The organism is Paracoccus sp. J55 (assembly GCF_000513975.1).
Classification (GTDB): Bacteria; Pseudomonadota; Alphaproteobacteria; order Rhodobacterales; family Rhodobacteraceae; genus Paracoccus.
Genome location: NZ_AZVA01000039.1, coordinates 1 through 18496, shown reverse-complemented (window position 1 = coordinate 18496; position 18496 = coordinate 1). Strand labels below are relative to the sequence as shown.

The following is an 18496-nucleotide window of genomic DNA, read 5'->3' as shown; positions in this document are numbered from 1 at the left end:
GCGAAAAAGCCCTTGTTTCCGCGATGCCCGATCCATATACGGGGCGACGGAGACGTGGCCGAGTGGTCGAAGGCACACCCCTGCTAAGGGTGCAGGCGGGAAACCGCCTCGAGGGTTCGAATCCCTTCGTCTCCGCCATACCAATCTTGTAACGCGCTGATTTCACTAAGAAAAAAGACTTTGCTTGAATTTTATTCCCCCATCGCGTCCCCCACTCTGCAAAGGATTGTGCGGGAATGTTAGGGAATGATGTCCGTCTGTGACCCGCGCAGAATTGCGCCCGTTGCCGTGACCGTGAACTCTCGTGCGCGCAGGCGAAGGGCATCGACAGGCTCAGATTCCCCAATCTGGGGAATTTGCCATCGTAGGTGGTGGCGACAGACATGAACCGGGAAGCCGTCTGATTGCTCAGCCCAAACAAGGCCGGGGTGACGGCAGGGATTAAAATAACAAAGCCTATTTCCTGCAATAGATTAGCCACACAGCTCCACAGCGCTGCGCACAGGCGCTTTCCGGCGAAGCACCGCAATACCAAAGGCGCGTCCCAGCGCCCCCTTACTGGCCGTGAAGGGGTATCACCGCACTAGCGCGGCATCCCCCTTTAGGGTGTCCTAAAAATCCCGCATCGCGGGCGGCATGCTCTCGGGTGAATTGGGTGTGGTCGCCCATAAATTCCCCACACGCGCGGGCGAGACGGGTTGCTTTCGCAAGTTGCGATTGCGCCGTCCGCTGATATTGCCCCCACGCGAGCGGGCTGCGTCGGCGCGGGAAAACTCGGGTGGCCGCCTGCCGATGTTTCTGAAGGCCTTCCACTGGGGTTCGGCTCAATCTGCTATCACCTCCACGCACGCGCGGGCCAAAACATTAAGGCGGTCGCCCCCCCTAATGTTCTGATTTGCACCGTGCTGCGGAAAATCCCCCTTCAAACTGCACGGAAAAAAATTCACTGGTCGTTGCTGGTCCCCTGTTGCAGGGTTCCAGAGTTTGACCTCCCCCCGCCTTCCCCAATTTTGGGGGGACCCCTATGTCGATGCCCGCGCGCGGGTGAAGAGAGGCGGGCAACCACCTTCTTTCCCGCATTAAAGGCCCCCAGCCAAACCGCGGAACGTGTCCCAGCAGCCTTCCTATGGACCGTGAAGGGGCATGGCTGCATTGGCACGGCATTAGGGTAATCTTAGGGTGAGCGGGGACATGCCAGCTTCGCGGACAGCCCTCCGGCAACCTTCTTCTGGTCTGGAAGAAAGTTCTGAAAAAGCTAAAGAAAATCTTGAACCTTCAAGGGGGCCTTCAAGTGATCCTTCGCCCCAGAAGCCAAGATCGGCGGCGGCTTGCCCGCCTCACGGGCGGCGTCAGACGGCAACGGGGGGTGGTCGCCCGCCTCCCGTTTTCCATCCCGTGCGCCCTGTCCGGGCTCGATCTGCTTGAGCAGTTCACCCGCCCGGCGGATCGCGCGTGCCCGAATGCGCTGTGCCATGCGCTCAAGCTGGTCGTCGTCGGCCTGCTTGGCCTTATGCGGGGCCCTGACCTCTTGCGACATTTGCGACATTGCGACATTTTTTAATTTCAATTACTTACGCTGCGACACGAATTGCGACACCTGCGACAAACTTCGCGCGGGGACCTTAACATTTCTTGACATGCGCGGCCTTGCTGCTTTGCAGTTCTGGTGCAAAGAAATGTCAGGTTCTTATGCGGCATTGGGCGGGCCGGAATTTTTTCTTACGGTTTAGCAGCGGGAAGCTGGGCGGCGGGTCCGGGGCTGGCGGGGCTTGGAGTTTTGCATACCCCCCGCTGATCGGTCAGGCGGTTTTGATTTTCTCTTGATATTTTTCAAGTGCCTGCCCTCGCGCGCGTATTGTGCTACGATACAGCCTGCCTCAGCCGCCGCGCCTTCGAACTTCTGTATGCGGACGCTTACGCTCCACGCGCGTAATGAGCGGACGCAAATCTTCACGCTCGGCTTCGTAGCGCCGTATCAGGGTAATTCTCAGGGCGAAGCCTTCCCCGTGCTGCCCCCTTCACGGCTGGCCGGGCAGGCATGAGTCGAAAGCGCGCTTCTACTTCCTTGGTTGCGCCACCAGTGCAGCAGCTGCCGGGTCGTAGATATAGTCGATGATCGTGCCACTCCTGATCCGCTCAACCGCCTCATCAATGACGAACAGCGGAACAAGGAACCATTCCTGCGGAATGACTGGCCGTCCGAAGCGATCCTTGATCTCGATGTCGAGCCGAGCCGGTCCGAAAACCCGGTGGATCAGGTTTTCCAGCTTCGTCCGCCCGATATTGAACAGCTTGTAGGTTGCGACCACTTCCACATCGGCCATGAGATAGGTCGTCTGCAATCTTGCGCCCGCGATGCGCTGTTCCACGCTGTTGCTGGTCACGCCGATCTTGTGGACCAATTCGCGGTTGGCCGCGACCAGAGGGTGATCTGACTTGCTGCGCAGCACATAGATCGTGCCACTTTCGATGTCACCCTCTGTGGCCTGACCTGCAAAAAGCGGCCCGGCCAGGGGCTCGGTGATCCGCCGTCCGGCTTCGTCCTTGTTCAGGGCGCGCTGAAGCGAGCGCATCAGCATGTTGCTTTCGGTGCCATTGTCGAAGATCACGCGCAGCCGGGCATCGGTTCGACCATGTTCCGTGGTGATCATCTCTCCCATCTCGGCGACATAGGCTTTCTGACCGCCGACGATGAAGAAGCGGCCCTGCTCGATCTCGGCCTTCAGCTCGAAAGGCCGGGTTTCCCGCAACCCCGCATCAAGATCGGCCTGAACCTGTTCAAACAGGGGGCGGAACCTGTCGAAATCCGCACATGCCTGCCGGGACGCTATCTCTTCGGCCGCCTTCCGCTCGGCCGAGGAACGAACGTGCTGAAGAACGGCAATCTCTGGCGCGTCATCATCGACCCCCAATTCGGCCAGCAGGGCGTCGTCGTCCAGCTCAGACACCGGATCACCACCCTCCGCAAGCAACCCCTGACGGTCGAGTGGAAGGCACAGGTCGCGGCATTCCGGCAAATCGCGGATCCTGTCGAGACGCACCGCATAGAGGCGCTCGAAGATATCGCGATCCTCTCCATGCAGGGGAACCCGGCCATGTTCATCGACAAAGCGCTGAATGTCCTCGAACCCCGCGATGATCCGCTCCTCGCGGGGGCTGCGGGTGGGCGCGGGCTTTGCGGATATATCGACGCCGAGTTCCGCCAGAAGCGCGTCGTCCTCTTCGGTCAGGGCCTTGTCAGCCATGCGCCTGCTCCCGCTTCATGCGCGCCATGAAGGCCACACCCTCGGCCATGCGCCGCTCCCAGGGATCGGCGGCGGTCATCTCAGGCAGACGGCCACGCTCTTGCTTGAACCGCAAGGCGCGGCGGGCAAGTTCGCGCGCCTCATCCAGCGTGAGCTGCACCTTCTTTGCACCGATGATCGCCGCCACCTGCTTCAACCGGGTTTCATCCATCGCTTTCGACAGGATCGAATAGGCTTCCGCGAAAGGGTTGATCCGGTCGATCAGGTCGATGTCCAGCTCGGTCACGCTGAGCGCAAAACGGCGCACCCCATCCACGAATGCAGTGCTTCCCGATCGTTCTTCTGCGTCGAGAATGGCGGCCTTGGCCTGTTGCGTCAGGTTCAGTGCGGCAATCGCATGCTGGCGCACGGATTCCTGATCCTCGGCATCAAGCGACGGATAGCGATCCTTGATGATCTTGCCCATCCGCTGAATGGTCAGATCCTGCGCCAGCGTTTCGCCACCGACATGATCGCCATCGAACAGGCCGCGCTCGATCGTCGTCTTGTCCTGCACAAAGGCGGCGATCACTTCGCTCAGATCCTGCTGGCAGATGCGCTGCGCCTCGTCGCTCCTGGGCGGCGCAAGGCCCTTGATCTCGATCTGGAACGTGCCCTGTTCCTCGTTGAAACCCACGTTGCACTTGCCGGGCTGATACCCCTCCGCGCCATAGTTGAAGCCCGGCGTCGCCTCGTTCTGTGGCGCTTTCGGACGGAACTCGAAGCGCGGGGTCAGCACCTGTTCCATCAGCAGGCTGGCGGCGATCGCCTTGAGCGTATCGTTCACCGCCTCGCGCACCGCTTCCTCGGAAGCGTCAGGCTCGGCGATCAGGTTGGTGAAGCGCGCCCGCGTCTTGCCCTCGGCGTCGCGGGTGGCGCGGCCGATGATCTGCACGATCTCGGTCAGGCTGGCCCGGTAGCCCACCGTCAGCGCATGTTCGCACCAGATCCAGTCGAACCCCTCTTTCGCCATGCCAAGCGCGATGATGATGTCCACATGGTCGCGGTTCATCTTCTGCGCCGGGTCTTTCAGCGCGGCAACAACCCGCTCGCGCCGTCCGGCTGCGTCATCGACCAGATCGGCGATACGCAACAGCCGCCCCTGCGCCGTCCGCACAAGCTGAAAGCCCGTCGCCGCATCCGTCCCTTCCCAGGTGCCGATCGCACCAAGAATGGCTTCCACCTCGCGGATCTTGTCCTTGGTGCTTTCGCGCGAATTGACGCTGGGGATATGGATGATGGTCTTTTCGTCCGGGTCCAGCACCTGCATGATGTCGTCCACATAGGCGCCGGAATAGAAGAAATACCCGATGTCGAGCCGCTTGAGCCAGCGATAGCCGTTGAGCTGTTCGTAATAGGTATAGGTGACGGTCTCAAACTTTTCCTCGTCTTCGGGCAGCAGAACCGCCTCGGCATCGCCTCGGAAATAGGATCCCGTCATGGCGACGATATGCACCCGCCCGCGCGCGATCAGCGCAGCAAGCTGACTGCCCAGCCGGTTGTCCGGGTTGGCCGAAACATGGTGAAACTCGTCCACCGCAATCAGGCAGTCATCAAAGGCTTCGGCCCCGAACCGGTCGAAGGCAAAGCGGAAGGTCGCATGGGTGCAGACCAGTATCCGGTCCTCACCCTCCAGAAATGCGCGCACCGAATTGACCTTGCCGCCATCCTCGCCCGGCGCATTGCACAGGTTCCATTTCGGCGCCACCACCCAATCGGCCCAGAAGCCGTATCTCGTCAGGGGCTCGTTGGCGAAACTTGCCCCGATCGACTTTTCCGGCACCACGATGATCGCCTTGCGCAGACCCTGATTGTGCAGCTTGTCCAGCGCAATGAACATCAGCGCCCGGCTTTTGCCCGAGGCGGGCGGCGACTTGATAAGCAGATATTGCTCGCCGCGCTTCTCGAATGCGCGCTCCTGCATCGGCCGCATGCCCAGCTCGTTGGCGCGGGTCGAACTGCCGTTTTGCCCATAGGTGACGGAAACAGAGGGAACGGAACGCTTCATCGGTTATCCTTGCTGTCGAAATACGCCTCGAAAGCGGCGATCGAGCCGTAATGCGCTTTGATGCGGGAAGAGGCCTGATGCATATATTGCTGACCGGGTTCCAGCCGCCAGCCATATGCCTGAAACATCGCCTTGTAACGACCGCCGAAATGCGCCTTTGCAATGCGGGAAAGGGCCTTGGCATCGCCCCCCCTGGGAATAGTGGCTCATGCGCGCTCCTTTGGCCGGGTGGTCATTTTGGTATAAAGGCTGAACAGATGTTCCAGCCGTTCGGTGTCGTTGCGGAAGCGGCGGCCGATATAGATGCGTTCGAGTGTTTCGTCATTGCGGTCATGGGCGGCGCGCAGATCGGCGGGCATCTTTTTGGGGTCGTAGAGGTCGGCGATGGTGGCGGGGAAATGCGCCTCTCGCGCCAGAAGGATGTCTTCGGCGCAGCGGGTCAGATCGGCCCGGTTCTTTTCGGTCAGCTTTGGCACAGGGAAGGTGTTCCAGCCGAGGGTGTTGGAATAACGGTAGCGGGTTTCCAGCTTGCCGCAGACGGTGCCGATCCAGACCAGATGCAGGCGTGAGGCAATCAGCGCCATGTTCCAGAGCGGGGCATCGAAGAGGGCGAAGGCGAGGTTGCTGACGACAGTTCCAGCAGGTTCGTAACCGACAGGAAGATAGTCCCGCGATTCAGATGAAACACTGGGGACAATCATTACCGTTTCATCGCCGCGTTGCCGCACCTCCCCAAAACGGTGCGCGGAGGCGGCACTTTCGATAGTTGCTTGCTTCGGGCTTGCCAAGCGCATCGCTTTCACACTTTCAAGCCTACGGGCAATACCCAAAACCTCCATTGCTTCGGGTAGATCTGCGTCCTTGATCCACAGACAGTAACGTGATTGTCCACGGATGAATTCTGCTGATCCATAGATACGTCGGATAAAACGGGTCTGTTGTGCAGATGTCAGGCCAAGGGCCTCAACCTCGGCGCTCGAAAGCAATAGATTGCCGCCATCCACGGGCTTATTACCAAAACTCATCTCGGCAAGTTCGCTCATGGGCCTATTTAATTTGTCGATAATGACATTCGTTCCGGCCACAAGATAGGCGTTGATGCTGTTAACCTCGCGCAAGACGGTTTTCCCATCGTCGTTCAAGGAAAACAGTCGCTTCGCCCCTGTGTGATGATTGGAAATGCCGACGATCGCCACGGTGACGCCCGCGTTATGGGCCGCAAGGTTCGCCCATTTGAAGCTGGTATGGGCGAAGGCGATCTCATAGCCCATGCCGAAGATCAGCGGCCAGAGGATCGGCACCTGTTGCCCCTGACAGATGGAATTGGTCGTCACAAAGGCGGCCGAGGTCGGCGTGTGCAGCCCGTAATCAGCCGCCTTCATGAACCAGCCCGCCACATAGTCCAGCGATTTCCAGTTCTTCGCCCGCCCGTCGAAGATGCGTTTCAGATCGTCCTTTTGTTCGGCGCTCTGCCAGGTTGACCCCAGATAGGGCGGGTTGCCGCAGATATAGGTCTCGCCGCCCTCGTTCTCGAAATCAATCTCGGCCTGATCCAGAGGGGTGGAAAACAGGTCATCGCCGCGCAGCTTCACGGCCTTGCCGGTGGGCGGGCAGATCGACAGCCAGTCCAGCCGCAGCGCATTGCCGCAGGTGATCCAGTTCTTGCTGTCCAGCGGCAGGAAATCGCGCGTCGCCTCTCGCTGGCCCCGGTGCAGCACGTCGCATTGATATTCCGCGATAATCAGCGCCAGCCGGGCGATGGTCGCCGGAAAATCGCGCAGTTCGATGCCGCGGAAATTGGTCAGGCTGATCTCCGACCGCCGGTCGGCCTCGCCCCGGCGGCGGTTGATCTCGGCCTCGATCGCGCGCATCTCCTTATAGGCGATGACAAGGAAATTGCCCGATCCGCATGCCGGGTCGAACACCCTGATTTTCGCCATGCGGGCGCGCAGGTTCAGCAGTTTGCGCCCGTTCTCGCCCGCCTCGGCCAGCGCGGCGCGCAGGTCATCCAGAAACAGCGGGTTCAGCACCTTCAGAATGTTCGGCACAGATGTGTAGTGCATGCCCAGTGCGCCGCGTTCGCTGTCGTCCGCCACCGCCTGGATCATCGAGCCGAAGATGTCGGGGTTGATCTGCTTCCAGTTCAGCCCGCCGATCGTCAGCAGGTAGGAGCGCGCGATCTTGCTGAAGCGCGGCACTTCGGTTGTGCCAGAGAACAGTTCGCCATTGACATAAGGAAAGGGGCAGGCCCATCGCGGCAGCCCCGACGCCGCGCGCCGGTCATGCGGCAGGTTCATCGCGCCGAACAGGGTGGCGATGACCTCATGCGTGTTGGAACTGTCGCGGGCGCTCATCGTTTCGACGGTGCGGGTGAACAGCCCCTCGCCGTTGAAGATACCGGTGTCCTCGGCGAAGAAGCAGAAGATCAGCCGGGCCATGAACTGATTCATGTCATGGCGGCGCGCGTCGGCACCCCATTCGGGGTTGTCCTTCAGCAGTTCGATGTAAAGCCGGTTGAGGCGGCCGGTGGCCCTGATGTCAAAGGCGCTGTCACGGATCGCCTTGACGGTGGTGATCCCCGCCAGCGGCAGAAAGAAGCCGAAATGGTTGGCGAAATCGGTATAGCGGCAGACGATCAGCTCGTCAGAGGCAAGATCCTCGGCCTGAAGCTCGGCGCCATCGGTGGCGAGGATGAATTTCGCCTTCGCCCGTCTGGTCGCATCGCTGTCGCGCAGGGCGGTCATGGCGGCGGAAACCTCGCCCCCGGCACAGGTCAGGATATGGATGTTGTTGGTTTGCAGCACTCCGCCAAGGTCAGAACGGTTCGTGCTGCCCGCGCGCAGCCGCTTGATCGTGGTTTCCGGGTTCCCGAAGGCAAGCAGGAAATCATAGGGAAAATCTTCGGCGGAAAACGGCTTTTCCGCGAGGGCGGAGACGGCTTCTTCGATTTCGACGGCATTCATCGGGGCAGATGCTCACGGCTCAGGCGGATGGAACGGCACGAATTGCTGAAACTGACCATGCCGCCGCGTAGCTTAATCGTTCACGACAGGGTCTTCCATATCCACCTTCGCCAGCCGCTTGCAGGCAGACTGAGTCTGTTACTTTAGCGGGTTGCCGCGATCCCTGGCCATGCCACCCCGCAACAGGGCCATAATCGTCACCTGAAGGGTTGTTCACACCGGAAATGGGCTTGAGAGGCGCGCTGTTCTTTTCAGCTTGATGCCGCACTATCTGGCGATGAATTCCCGCGCCGCCATCTCCATCCCGAGGAGCGGATCGCGGCCCAGACATGTCCGCGCTCGCCTGGTCGATTGCTGGCAGTTGGTCCCAGGCTGATAGGCACTTGCAGGGTTTTGCGTCCTGAAGGCAGCAGGACACGTGCGGTGAGGCCGACAACCTGCTTTCACATACAGGCAGCGATGCAGCCACTTTATCAGGATCAGAGCGCGTAACGCTGATGGCACAGCAGGCGCTTCCCATGAGCTTTTGCACTACTGCACTGCGACGTTGGACAGGCCGCGCTCTGCCGGCCCCATTGCGGGGTCTCTGGGATGGTTCGCGCCTTTCCTGCCCTTCTGCGCTCAGGCGGCGGCGCAGGGTGCTGGGCGAAACCCGATAGCGGGCGGCAATCTCCCCGAGCCTTTCCCGCAAAACGCATTAGCGGATGATTTCGGCTTTGGAGACATCATGATGCATGGTGCTTTCCTCTCTGTTGCCCTTCATGGCAGGCTGGGAAGGCGTCAACCCAGGTCCGGCAGATGCCGCAGAGCATAAGCCCCTTCGGCCCGTGGCGTTCCCATTCCGACATGTTCCGCCACTCAGCTACAGATACCGGACGGCCTGTCCATATCCGGGGATATCCCCCGGCAGTCACGCCATAGGGATATTCTGCATCACCTGCCCGTGAAGGGGCGGAGGCGCGGGGCGGCATACCTCCGGCCTGACGCTGGATTTCGGCGGCCACGTCCTGCCGGACGGCCTCGGGGCTGTAGCTGCGGCCCGGCCGCGGGATAATCTGGCTTGCGACATTTGCGACATTGCGACATTCGTTATTATTCAAAGCCTTATCTTGCGACACGGCTGCGACGCCGTTGCGACACGGGACTTTATGCCCTGCCGTGTCGCAGGTGTGTCGCAAGTTTGTCGCAGCGTTAGCCACTTGATTTTGTTCGCTTGTCGCAAATGTCGCGGATGTCGCAACGGGTTCGGCCAGAATCTCGGCAAGGGCCGCGTCGAAGTCGAAGGTCATGCGTCACGTCCTTTCTTCGCTTCCCTTCGGCGCTCGGCCCGGACGGCATCGAGAATAACGACGCTACGCAGATCATAGGCCGCCAGAGCCCGCGCCAATTCCTCGGCGCGGATTTCGAACAGCGCGGCATAAGCATCAAACTTCATGGCTCGACCTCACGATCCGATAGGCTTCCTTGCGGGCGCTGCCGCGAATGACGGTCCCGGCGGGCAAGGCCACCAGCCATCCGGCCTTCACCAGTGCAGCCAGCGGCCCGGACAGCGATTTCGCGTCCCGCAGCGCGTTCGGCCCAAACCGGATGATCTCACGCGGCGTCACATCATCATGCGGCCAGCTTTCCAGCAGCCATTGCCGCAGCCGTTCGGCCTTTGATGTCTCTTCCGAGACAAGCCCGGCCTCGGCCAGCCGCCGCGCCTCTTTCAGATAGAAGCCCGCCAGAGCGATGCCCCATTTCATCGCCTGCGGCGTCACGTCAGGCGCGCGAAGGTCGCCCCATAGTGTCAGCACCCCGGCGATGCGCGCGGCCTGTTCGGCGCTCTTGGACGCATAGGCCCGAACGTGTTCCATCTGGCCACCAGTGGCCTGCGCCTGTTCCGTCGCCTCATAGAAGCGCCACAGCAGCTCTTTCGCGCCGTGAGACAGCGGCAGGCGGCGGGGTTCGAGTTCCTGCGGGTCTTCGCCGGTCGGCATTGGCGCTTCCAATATCTCGCGCAGACGGGCCGCGAAGGCGGCGACGGCAAGTTCGGATTCCGGGTCATGTCCACGGCGCAACCGGGAACCAATAGCACTTGTCGGCTCGGTAATGAGAAACCGGGCAAGAAACCCCTGTCCTGATGCCAGCGGGTCAGCCAGCAGCGGCAGAGCAACAACAGGCTGCGCCATCAGATGCGCGGCCAGCCTGCGGCCCGGCATCTTCGCGGCTCCATCCCCGGCGCGGATGCGGTCCAGCCCGTCGCCATCCCAGAGCTTCGACAGGCCCGCCACGGTCTTAGCCCGGTTGTCGCGGCTCATCGCGTGCCCGCCGATGAAGCCCCCGGCCTCATCGCTGAAAAGGCCGATGGATGGACGCCCGGCAATCAGCAGCTTTGCGACGCCCTCAAGGGTCGGTTCCTGCACCGTCAAAAACGGCACCAGCGGCGCGGGCGGGCATGGCCCCAGCGCCCGCAGATCGGCCTCGGCGGCGGTCGATTTCGCCTTGTCCTTGCCCCCCGCAGCTTCGGCCAGCAGCCGTTTGCGCTTGCCTTCCCACAGTTCGCGGGCCGTCTCCCATTCCTCCCGGTCGGTCTTGTATTGGCGGCAGGTCTCGCGCTCATAGTCGCCCGCCCCGGTCATCAACAGCTTGTCGCAGGTGGATTTGCGTTCGCCCGACTCGGCAACGGTCAGACAGAACAGCGACAGCGGGGCATCCCCGCCCAAGGTCTCCACATCCGCGAAGGGCTGAACGGCCAGCGATGCCACCGCCAAGGCCGATTGCGCGGCAATGGCGACCGGGGCTTGGGTGATGTCCTGCACCGCATTCACGGCATCACAGAGCGGCCCCAGCGCATGGACCGGATAGGCTTCGCCTGCGGGGATTTCCCGCAGCAGCGGTTGCGGGCCTTCGGGCGTGAACGGGATAGGTTCGGGCATAGCGTTCATGCTGCGGCCCCTTTCATCATCAGAATGTCGTTCCAGTCGCGCCCCTCTGGCGCGGGCAGAATGCTGACGGTCCAGCCCAGAGCGGATGCACGTTCGGCCAGCTTGTGCCCGGCGGCCTTGCCGGGTTCGTCGCCATCGGTGGCGATAGTCAGGCGGTGCGGGCGGTCAGGAAGGCGCAGCACGGCCATGCCGGACGTGGACAGCGCCGCCCAGATCGTCGCAGGGCGCGCCAGCAGGCCGCCCGCAAGGCTCAGACCGGTCTCTATGCCCTCACACACCACCAGCGGGCCTTGGGCCTCAGCGAGCCGCACAGCGCCGCCAGCGACCGCGCCCAGCATCGCCTTGGGCGGACCAATCATCGCCTTGCCCGATCCATCGGGGGCGAGATAGGTGCGATGCACCGCGAAGCGGGCCGCGCCATCGACACGGGCCAGCAGGGCCGGGTAGCGCCGGGCACTTGGGTGCCAGCAATCGGGATGGAAACGCAGGGTATCAGGCAGGTCGCAGGTGATGCCGCGACTGCGCAGGTAGGTTTCGGCAAGGGTGCCGCCGATCGGCTGGGCCTCGTTCCAGCAGGCCAGCGTCTGCCTTTCCCGCTTCCCGGCCTCGGCCCGGTCTTCGGCCTCACGGCGGGCAATCTCGGACGGGCTGGGCGGGGAATAACTGCCCCGGCCCTCGACCAGCCCCAGACTGCGCAGGGCGTCCAGAACATCGGTGAAAGCGCAGCCCGCCTTGCAGGAAAGCAACAGGCGTCCCCCGTCCCCGTCCGCAATGGTCAGGCTGGGCTTGCGGTCGCCATGGGCAGGGCAGCAGGCAAGACCATAGCGGCCATACCACTTGCCGCGAAGGGCGATTGTCAGGGTCCGGGCGTCACTCATTGCCATGCCCCCCAGATCAGCGCGGCGACAATCTGCGCTTGCGTTTCGGTCAGACCGTGAAGGCGGCGTAGATACAGGACGCGCAAGGCATCAATGCTCATGGCCTGCCCCCTTCATGGCTGCTTTCAGCACCGCCAGCACGTCGCCCAGCTTCTCAAGCCGGAACGCCAGCCCTTGCTTGCCGGGGCGGTATTCCCCGGCAGCATCGCGATACCAGACGCGCAGATTGATGATTTCGTGCCCTTTGAAGTTCTCCACCGTGAAGCGGATTTCCTCGCGGGCGTTCTTGCGGATGGTGCCCAGCGTCAGCATTGCGCACCACCTTCCGCAAGCATCTTGGCGCTCGGCGGGAAAGACAGCCGCGAAACATCAGTCCCCGGCCTCAGGCGGTAATGGGCAATATTCTCTGGCCCCCGGTATTCAACCACAATGGGCCAGTGATAGACCTTCGCCAGCTTGTGGCAGACAGCGGCAAGCCGCCAGCCGTTCACTTCGCGGATTTCGGTTTTGGTGCTTAGGGGGCGGCCCTCGATAAGAGCCTTGCAGGTCCAAAAAACCTGCGTCGTGCTGAAATACCAGCGGTTCGAATTGCTTGCCATGCTCGGCCTCTGTCTTGCGGGCCGGGGCGCTGGGCGCTATGTTTCAGGGGTATCATGCCGCCGAACCAATATCGCCGCCGCCCCATGCCTCGGGGTGGCGGTTTCTTTATGTAGCGACAGGACGAGAGGCCAACCATTGCGAAATGGCGCTCTCCGGCCATGCGACGGCTTTGCCCGTGATTTTGACCGGGCGCGGGAATTCGCCCGCGTTCATCAGCTTGTAAATGGTGGTGCGGCTCAGGCCGGTGATTTGCTCAACGGCGGGGCGGCGAAGATGTATCTCTGCCATGATGGCTTTCCCATGTCTGTTGCGGAACATGGGGGAAAGCTGGCAAAGCATTCAGGGAACAAATAGGCGGGCAGGTAACGAAAACCTAAGCTATGGTTCACGGCTGAATCTGGCCGGTAAGGTGGCTGGTCGCAGAGGATGTAACGGGGGCGTAAGAAATATTTGTTATTTTCAAATACTTAAAACCCCCTCAGGCTTAGCTGAAACTTGCCCCCCATTGATGTTCTAAAAGGGCACGTCTTCATCCATAAAGGCTTGGTCTTCAGTCCGGTCCGAGTAAACTGTGGTGTAGTTCTGAGGGTGCTTCGGAAACACCACGCGGTTTGCACTTTCCGATACATCACCAGACGTAGTTGGTGTCGCTCCACCTTTCGGGTTCCAGTTGGCTATCTTAGCGATTTCTTCCGCCGCTGTGTCTGATACCACGCCATCTTCCCCAAGTCCAAACCTGACGCCATTTGAAATAACCCAATCCTTGAGGCTCTGCTTTACACTCCTGCCTTTGCGCGGCGCGGCGACTTCCTTCCAAGCCGCCAGCGCACACGCGAGTTTGGCAGAATAGCGCGGATTATCCGCGTTCATGATTCCGTTTTCATCACCTTGCGGGAAGAAGAATGGGGGAAATACCCCTCTTGCCTTGAGCCAACGTTTTAATTCCTCAGCTTCCACATAGGTTTCTTCCCAGTCCGGCGTGGACCGTACAAAAACCTCAGAATCAATTTTCCATTGGCCATTGACTGCGGCCAGTAGTTTTCCGCCGTTCTCGATGCAGAGAAGCAAAGGCAACTGAGGAATGTGTAGCTCGTCAGGCTGATAGCTGCCCATGTCTTCGAAGCCATTTCGGACCCTCGCTGGAAACGCCATACGCGCTTCTAGCTTGTTAGATAGGATCGAAGCCTTCATGCTTTGCAGAACCGCGTTGAACCGGCTTAGCTTTTCGCCTGTGCGATCTGATTGGAAAGCATACGCTTCGTATTGCTCATCATAAAGCCGCTCGCCCGGCCACAGACCAGCTACGAGTGTTGCAGCGTTGATTACCGAGAAATCATCGGCAAGCCGCCATAAGTCTATCTCTGAAATGCCGTAGCTGTAATCTTCGTTGCTCACCCTATCCTCACGACATTATCGCGCCTCTCGGCCAGATACCCGGCCCACGCTTCCATTATCTTGCGCCGCTTCTCGAACAGATCGGAGCGGGCATAGGCTCTTTCGGTTTCATCCCCGGACTGGTGCGCAAGCGCGGCCTCGGGAACCTCGCGGGGGAAGTTCGTCCGTTCCTGCGCCCATGTGCGGAAGCTGGTGCGGAAGCCGTGAATGTCCACGTCATAGCCATTCTCGCGGATCAGCTTGAGCAAGGTGGCATCGGACAGCGGCTTGCCCTTCTTGCTGCCGGGAAACACCAGATCGTCGTCCAGCCCCTTCGCCTGTTCCAGCACCGCCACGGCGCGCTTGGACAAGGGGATGCGGTGTGGGCGGGCCATCTTCATCCGCTCGGCTGGTATTTCCCAAACCTTGGCTTTCAGATCGACCTCGGCCCAGCGCGCCTCACGCGCCTCGTTCGACCGAACACAGGTCAGCACCAGCAATTCAAAACACAGCTTGGTGGACAGGCCCGCATTGGTTCCCGCTACAGTATGCAGGCAATCGGCAACCGCGTCGTAGGGCAGGGACTTCCGGTGTTCCTTCCGGCCCGTCTGCTTCGGCAAGCCCTTGTCCACAGCGTCCACGGGATTGTCCTTGCGCCAGCCCTTGGCAATGCACCATTTCATTACCGTGCCGATCCGTTGCTTGACCCGCCGCGCCGTCTCGGCCTTGGTCAGCCAGATCGGTTGCAGAACTGCCAGAACATCAGCGGTGCTCACGTCCGGGGCGCGGATCGGCCCCATGGTCGGGAAAGCATAGGTCGCCAGCGTGTTGATGAACTGGTCGCCATGCTTGGGATTCTTCCATGTCGGCAGGTGTATCCGGTGGACCTCGCGCGCCGCTTCCTCGAAGGTCATCACCGCCTTGGCCTCGCGACGATCAGATAAGGGGTCGCCACCTGCGCGGGCCAGCTTGCGATTCTCGAAGGCGGCGTGACGTGCCTCGGCCAGCGTCACAAAGTCCAGACTGCCGAGGCCAAGCTCGCACCGCTTGCCATTGATGACGATCCGCTGGACCCAGAACCTGCCGCCCGTCTTATCGACACGCAGATAGAGGCCGTGTCCGTCGAAATACTTGCCCGGCTCGGTAATCGTCTGCACCATGCGGGCGGTCAGAGACTTCGCAGGCTTTCGCAAAGGGAACCCAACCTTTCATTCCGCCATCCCTTCCCCCACTCAGCACGGGATCAAGGCGAACAATAGCGGAACATGCGGGAACGTGGCAAGAGGGAATATCCAGCAAATCAACGGCGTATTTGACTATCCGGGAATGCCCCGGAATATGGTGCGGCTCCCTTCGTCTCCGCCACTGCCACTTGAAATATCTATGTAATTTCTAAATTTTGGCGACTTACCCACCTTCGTGCCCGCCTTTATATTTGCGGTTGACTGCTACGGATTGCGGCTGCGGGGGTGTAGCGTGACACCAATTTTTGCACGGCGTGACAGCAAGATTTGCAGCAAGCGAGTTTCGCGAAACGCCCACCTTAAACGCCCCGTTCACGCCGGCATCATCGGCTCGGGCAGTGGGTCGCCTGTGATCGGCCAGGGCTCGATCTGAACCACCCCGCCGAGACCGGTGCAGACGTGATCGCGGACCAACTGCCAGGCCGTCTCGACCAGCGCAAGTATCTCTGCATCCCAGGCCGGATCGTCATCGATGCGCCGCCCTGTCAGCGCCATGCGGATCATCTGCGCCAGCGCATTATTGGTCCGGTTGCCGGGCGCGGGATAGACCGCCCCGCGCAGGTGCAGCCCATCGGCGTAGATCGACACCGGCGCTGCTCGTTCGGTAGCGGCACGCACCAGCAGCGGCGCTGGCAGCAGGAAGATGCCAAAGCCCTCGATCTCGGGCCGAGCCCACCGCGACGGCCCGGACGATCGGCAACCGGCAAATGTCGCACTGGCCCATCTTCGAGGTCCGGCCCAGCCGATCCTTGCCGCCGCTGGAATGTTGTCGCGGCGTGAGCCCGACCCAGACCGCGAAGTCCCGCCCTTTGGAGAAGGTTTCCATTGGCGGCGCAGAGGCGGTGATCGCTGCGGCTGTCACCGTGCCCACTCCTGGGATCGTCATCAGTCGCCGTGCCGTGTCGTCTGCGTTCGCGCGCCTGCGAAGCTGAGCGTCAAGGCCCATGATCTTCCAGCCAGCCCGGCGATCTGGTGCAGCAGGAAGCGCGCCAGATCGCGCACCGCCGCTGGCAGCATGCCATCATCTCCGTCGATGATCGCCGCGAGACGCCCGACATGCGCTGGACCGGTGGGGCAACTATGCCCTGTTTGCCAGATGCGCGCGCAGGGCGTTGATCGTCTGCGGGGTCTGGCGAACCAGAAGGCCTCGGGCTCGGTAGGCCATCGCCGTGGCCTGTTGGACCTCGCTCTTCACGGCCACGAACCGCATGGTCGGGCGCGCAGCCGCTTCCGCGATCGCCTCGGCATCGGCCATGTCGTTCTTCTGCCGCTTCACGAACGGCTTCACATAGGCCGGCGGGATCAACCGCGCCTTGTGACCCAAGCCGCCGATTGCCCGGGCCCAATGAGGCGCACTGGCGCAAGCTTCCATCGCCACCACACAGGGCGCCTGCGCTGCCATGAACTTAGCAACTGCACCCGCGACAGCTTGCGGCGGAACACCACTGACCCATCCGATCCAGCGCCGTGCGCCGGGGGCGTCCACCCCATCGATTACCGGGGCAGTTTGGGGCCGTCGCATATGCTACGCTGGAATGGATCGACAGATTCAACAATCGCCGTCTGCCCGAACCGATCGCGAGCTCCCCCGGCAGAAGCCGAGACCAACTTCTAAGCGGCTCTGGAACATGAACCCAGGGCCGCGTAACCCGGCGAGGCTCAGCCCGCCTAGCATGGTCTATTTCTACGCCCGCCGCCGCGCAGGCGAGAATGCCGAAGCCTTCCTGAGCGACTTCGAGGAAATTCTAAAAGCCGACATCTTGGCTGCAATGCGCCGACCGGCCCTCACGTGCGGGCGGCGCGCCATTGGTGTGGGGACATTCGGCGCATGCCGGAAGCAAATCCAGAGAGATCTGGCCGCAATGGCTCCGAGAAGCTCCCGATGGTCTGTACCTCCGAACTCCATGCCATTGACGCCAAGATCCGGAACAACAGGGCCCCATCCAGAGAGGGCAGATCAGCGCGCGCTGCACTACCCCATAAACCTGCGAACTTCCAGAGAACCGCCCCTCGCCCCAAGAGAGCTGTGGAGCTTCATATCAGCCGCTACAGGGCTTCATAGAATGCCGCAAGCGACGCCCCGTTGCTGCCTTTTGAGGTAGTTTCGCAACAATGTAGTTAGGAGCAGTGTGCCATCTGGCGCACGCACTAGGATCAATGCTTTCTAATCGCGAAGGGCACCGCATCGTGCTATACTATTGACAACATTGAAGCACTGATCCGTCGCCCAGCGATACCGAAACAGGTAACTCCGCAAGGTCACAACCCTTAGGCGACAAGTGAACTGTGAGCTTCAGGCCTAGCAAATGCAGGTGAATATCTTGGGCAGAACATCATGAAGAGATGAGCAATTCGCCTCTCTTCGCCAACACTGGCCCATCCATATCTGTTACCAGCTAGCGCCTATCCAGGATAGCGAGTATGAGAAACCAAAATATCTATAATCTCCGAAGCAACCTGAGAAACCTTATCTCAGAAATGGAATCGATCTCTTTTGCGGCAGCTGCATTAGGAATCAATAGGCAGCAACTAAACAAGTATCTTAGCGGAACCTCAACCCCATCCTTACGATCACTCTCGCACATCGCTGCAAGATTTAAAGTTCCAGTCGAAGATCTTTTTCTTCCCCCGCAAGATTTTCAGGAAGCGCGCAACAATGCGATCATGCGAGCGAATATTCCTGCGGACGTATCTGATACCATCACTCGGATGCTGGGGAGCAGTCCGGTCATTCAAGATAAGCTTGCATTATACTGCGGCACTTATCACAGGCTGTGCGCCATGCCCATGACGCCCAGGAAAATTATGCGAGCCGTAACAAGAATTTACCAAAGAGATGGCCTTACATACGCCACAACCGTAGAGGTTTTTTCCGAACGGGGCTCTCCTTTTTCCGATCCGAGACACATGCGAAAGCTTCATGCTTTAATTGTCAACGGCGGAGCAAAAGTCGGCCGGGGCGGCGGCGTAAAGTCCGGCCAGTTGGGGGGTGCGCCATGGCGCGCGCGCTGGCCACATAGCTGGCGCGAGCCATGGCGCACTGGCCCCTTAGGGCCAATCGTGGGTAGATATTTTATGGTGATCAGCGCTGTTTACGGGCTGTGCTGTTGGCGAGGCGATAGCTTTCGCCGTTCATCTCGATGATGTTGACGTGGTGGGTCAGTCGGTCGAGCAGCGCGCCGGTGAGACGCTCGGAACCGAAGGTTTCCGTCCATTCA

General features: G+C 60.8%; 16 protein-coding genes, 1 tRNA gene and 1 pseudogene. 2 read left to right on the top strand and 16 right to left on the bottom strand.

From position 1 onward, the window contains the following. Window positions 1-48 precede the first annotated feature (48 nt). A tRNA-Ser gene (locus PARJ55_RS0118655) sits at window positions 49-138 on the top strand. Between the two features lie 1117 nt (window positions 139-1255). On the opposite strand, the gene PARJ55_RS0118650 is transcribed toward PARJ55_RS0118655, so the two are convergent. The 15 genes and pseudogenes from PARJ55_RS0118650 to PARJ55_RS22550 all read right to left on the bottom strand — a co-directional run. Then, window positions 1256-1546 (bottom strand): hypothetical protein, encoded by a 291-nt coding sequence (locus tag PARJ55_RS0118650; RefSeq protein ID WP_028714393.1) that lies wholly within the window; start codon window positions 1544-1546, stop codon window positions 1256-1258. Between the two features lie 511 nt (window positions 1547-2057). Further along, entirely contained in the window at window positions 2058-3245 is a 1188-nt protein-coding gene (locus PARJ55_RS0118645; RefSeq protein WP_028714392.1) for a GIY-YIG nuclease family protein, read from the bottom strand. Then, window positions 3238-5292, bottom strand: a complete 2055-nt coding sequence (locus PARJ55_RS0118640; protein WP_028714391.1) for a DEAD/DEAH box helicase — start codon at window positions 5290-5292, stop codon at window positions 3238-3240. Before PARJ55_RS0118640 ends, PARJ55_RS0118645 begins: the two co-directional genes overlap by 8 nt. Before the next feature lie 206 nt (window positions 5293-5498). After that, window positions 5499-8255: a DNA methyltransferase gene (locus PARJ55_RS0118630; RefSeq protein ID WP_028714390.1), complete on the bottom strand. Its 2757-nt coding sequence runs from the start codon at window positions 8253-8255 to the stop codon at window positions 5499-5501. Between the two features lie 725 nt (window positions 8256-8980). Further along, window positions 8981-9544 (bottom strand): hypothetical protein, encoded by a 564-nt coding sequence (locus PARJ55_RS24140; protein ID WP_156929534.1) that lies wholly within the window; start codon window positions 9542-9544, stop codon window positions 8981-8983. Then, window positions 9541-9690 carry a hypothetical protein gene (locus PARJ55_RS24135; protein WP_156929533.1) on the bottom strand — a complete coding sequence of 50 codons (150 nt, stop codon included), beginning with the start codon at window positions 9688-9690 and terminating at the stop codon, window positions 9541-9543. Before PARJ55_RS24135 ends, PARJ55_RS24140 begins: the two co-directional genes overlap by 4 nt. Beyond that, entirely contained in the window at window positions 9680-11182 is a 1503-nt protein-coding gene (locus PARJ55_RS0118625; protein WP_084637919.1) for a YfjI family protein, read from the bottom strand. The genes PARJ55_RS24135 and PARJ55_RS0118625 overlap by 11 nt, the downstream gene beginning before the upstream one ends. Next, window positions 11179-12060, bottom strand: a complete 882-nt coding sequence (locus PARJ55_RS0118620) for a toprim domain-containing protein (RefSeq protein WP_028714388.1) — start codon at window positions 12058-12060, stop codon at window positions 11179-11181. Before PARJ55_RS0118620 ends, PARJ55_RS0118625 begins: the two co-directional genes overlap by 4 nt. A gap of 90 nt (window positions 12061-12150) precedes the next feature. Further along, on the bottom strand, window positions 12151-12372 hold the full coding sequence (locus tag PARJ55_RS0118615) for a transcriptional coactivator p15/PC4 family protein (protein ID WP_028714387.1): 222 nt from the start codon (window positions 12370-12372) through the stop codon (window positions 12151-12153). Continuing rightward, the gene (locus PARJ55_RS22560) at window positions 12366-12659 is read right to left on the bottom strand and encodes a hypothetical protein (protein WP_036714507.1); all 294 of its coding nucleotides are present in this window, start codon (window positions 12657-12659) and stop codon (window positions 12366-12368) included. Before PARJ55_RS22560 ends, PARJ55_RS0118615 begins: the two co-directional genes overlap by 7 nt. A gap of 106 nt (window positions 12660-12765) precedes the next feature. Then, complete coding sequence (locus PARJ55_RS23550) at window positions 12766-12948, bottom strand: AlpA family transcriptional regulator (protein WP_028714386.1); 183 nt, start codon at window positions 12946-12948, stop codon at window positions 12766-12768. Window positions 12949-13173: 225 nt separating this feature from the next. Next, window positions 13174-14055 carry a hypothetical protein gene (locus PARJ55_RS24130; RefSeq protein WP_156929532.1) on the bottom strand — a complete coding sequence of 294 codons (882 nt, stop codon included), beginning with the start codon at window positions 14053-14055 and terminating at the stop codon, window positions 13174-13176. After that, a complete protein-coding gene (locus tag PARJ55_RS22555) occupies window positions 14052-15194 on the bottom strand; it encodes a tyrosine-type recombinase/integrase (RefSeq protein WP_051416359.1) in 1143 nt (380 codons plus the stop codon). The genes PARJ55_RS24130 and PARJ55_RS22555 overlap by 4 nt, the downstream gene beginning before the upstream one ends. A 396-nt stretch (window positions 15195-15590) precedes the next feature. Beyond that, window positions 15591-15866, bottom strand: coding sequence for a hypothetical protein (locus PARJ55_RS24655; protein ID WP_028714385.1), 276 nt, complete (start codon window positions 15864-15866; stop codon window positions 15591-15593). A gap of 85 nt (window positions 15867-15951) precedes the next feature. Then, a pseudogene (locus PARJ55_RS22550) lies at window positions 15952-16769 on the bottom strand (IS110 family transposase); the annotation flags it as partial. A 930-nt stretch (window positions 16770-17699) separates the two neighbouring features. On the opposite strand from PARJ55_RS22550, the gene PARJ55_RS24900 reads away from it, so the two are divergent. Next, window positions 17700-18422, top strand: coding sequence for a helix-turn-helix transcriptional regulator (locus PARJ55_RS24900; protein ID WP_084637918.1), 723 nt, complete (start codon window positions 17700-17702; stop codon window positions 18420-18422). On the opposite strand, the gene PARJ55_RS23540 is transcribed toward PARJ55_RS24900, so the two are convergent. Beyond that, a partial coding sequence (locus tag PARJ55_RS23540; RefSeq protein WP_217809624.1) for an ATP-binding protein occupies window positions 18361-18496 on the bottom strand: 136 nt, incomplete at its 5' end. The genes PARJ55_RS24900 and PARJ55_RS23540 overlap by 62 nt on opposite strands.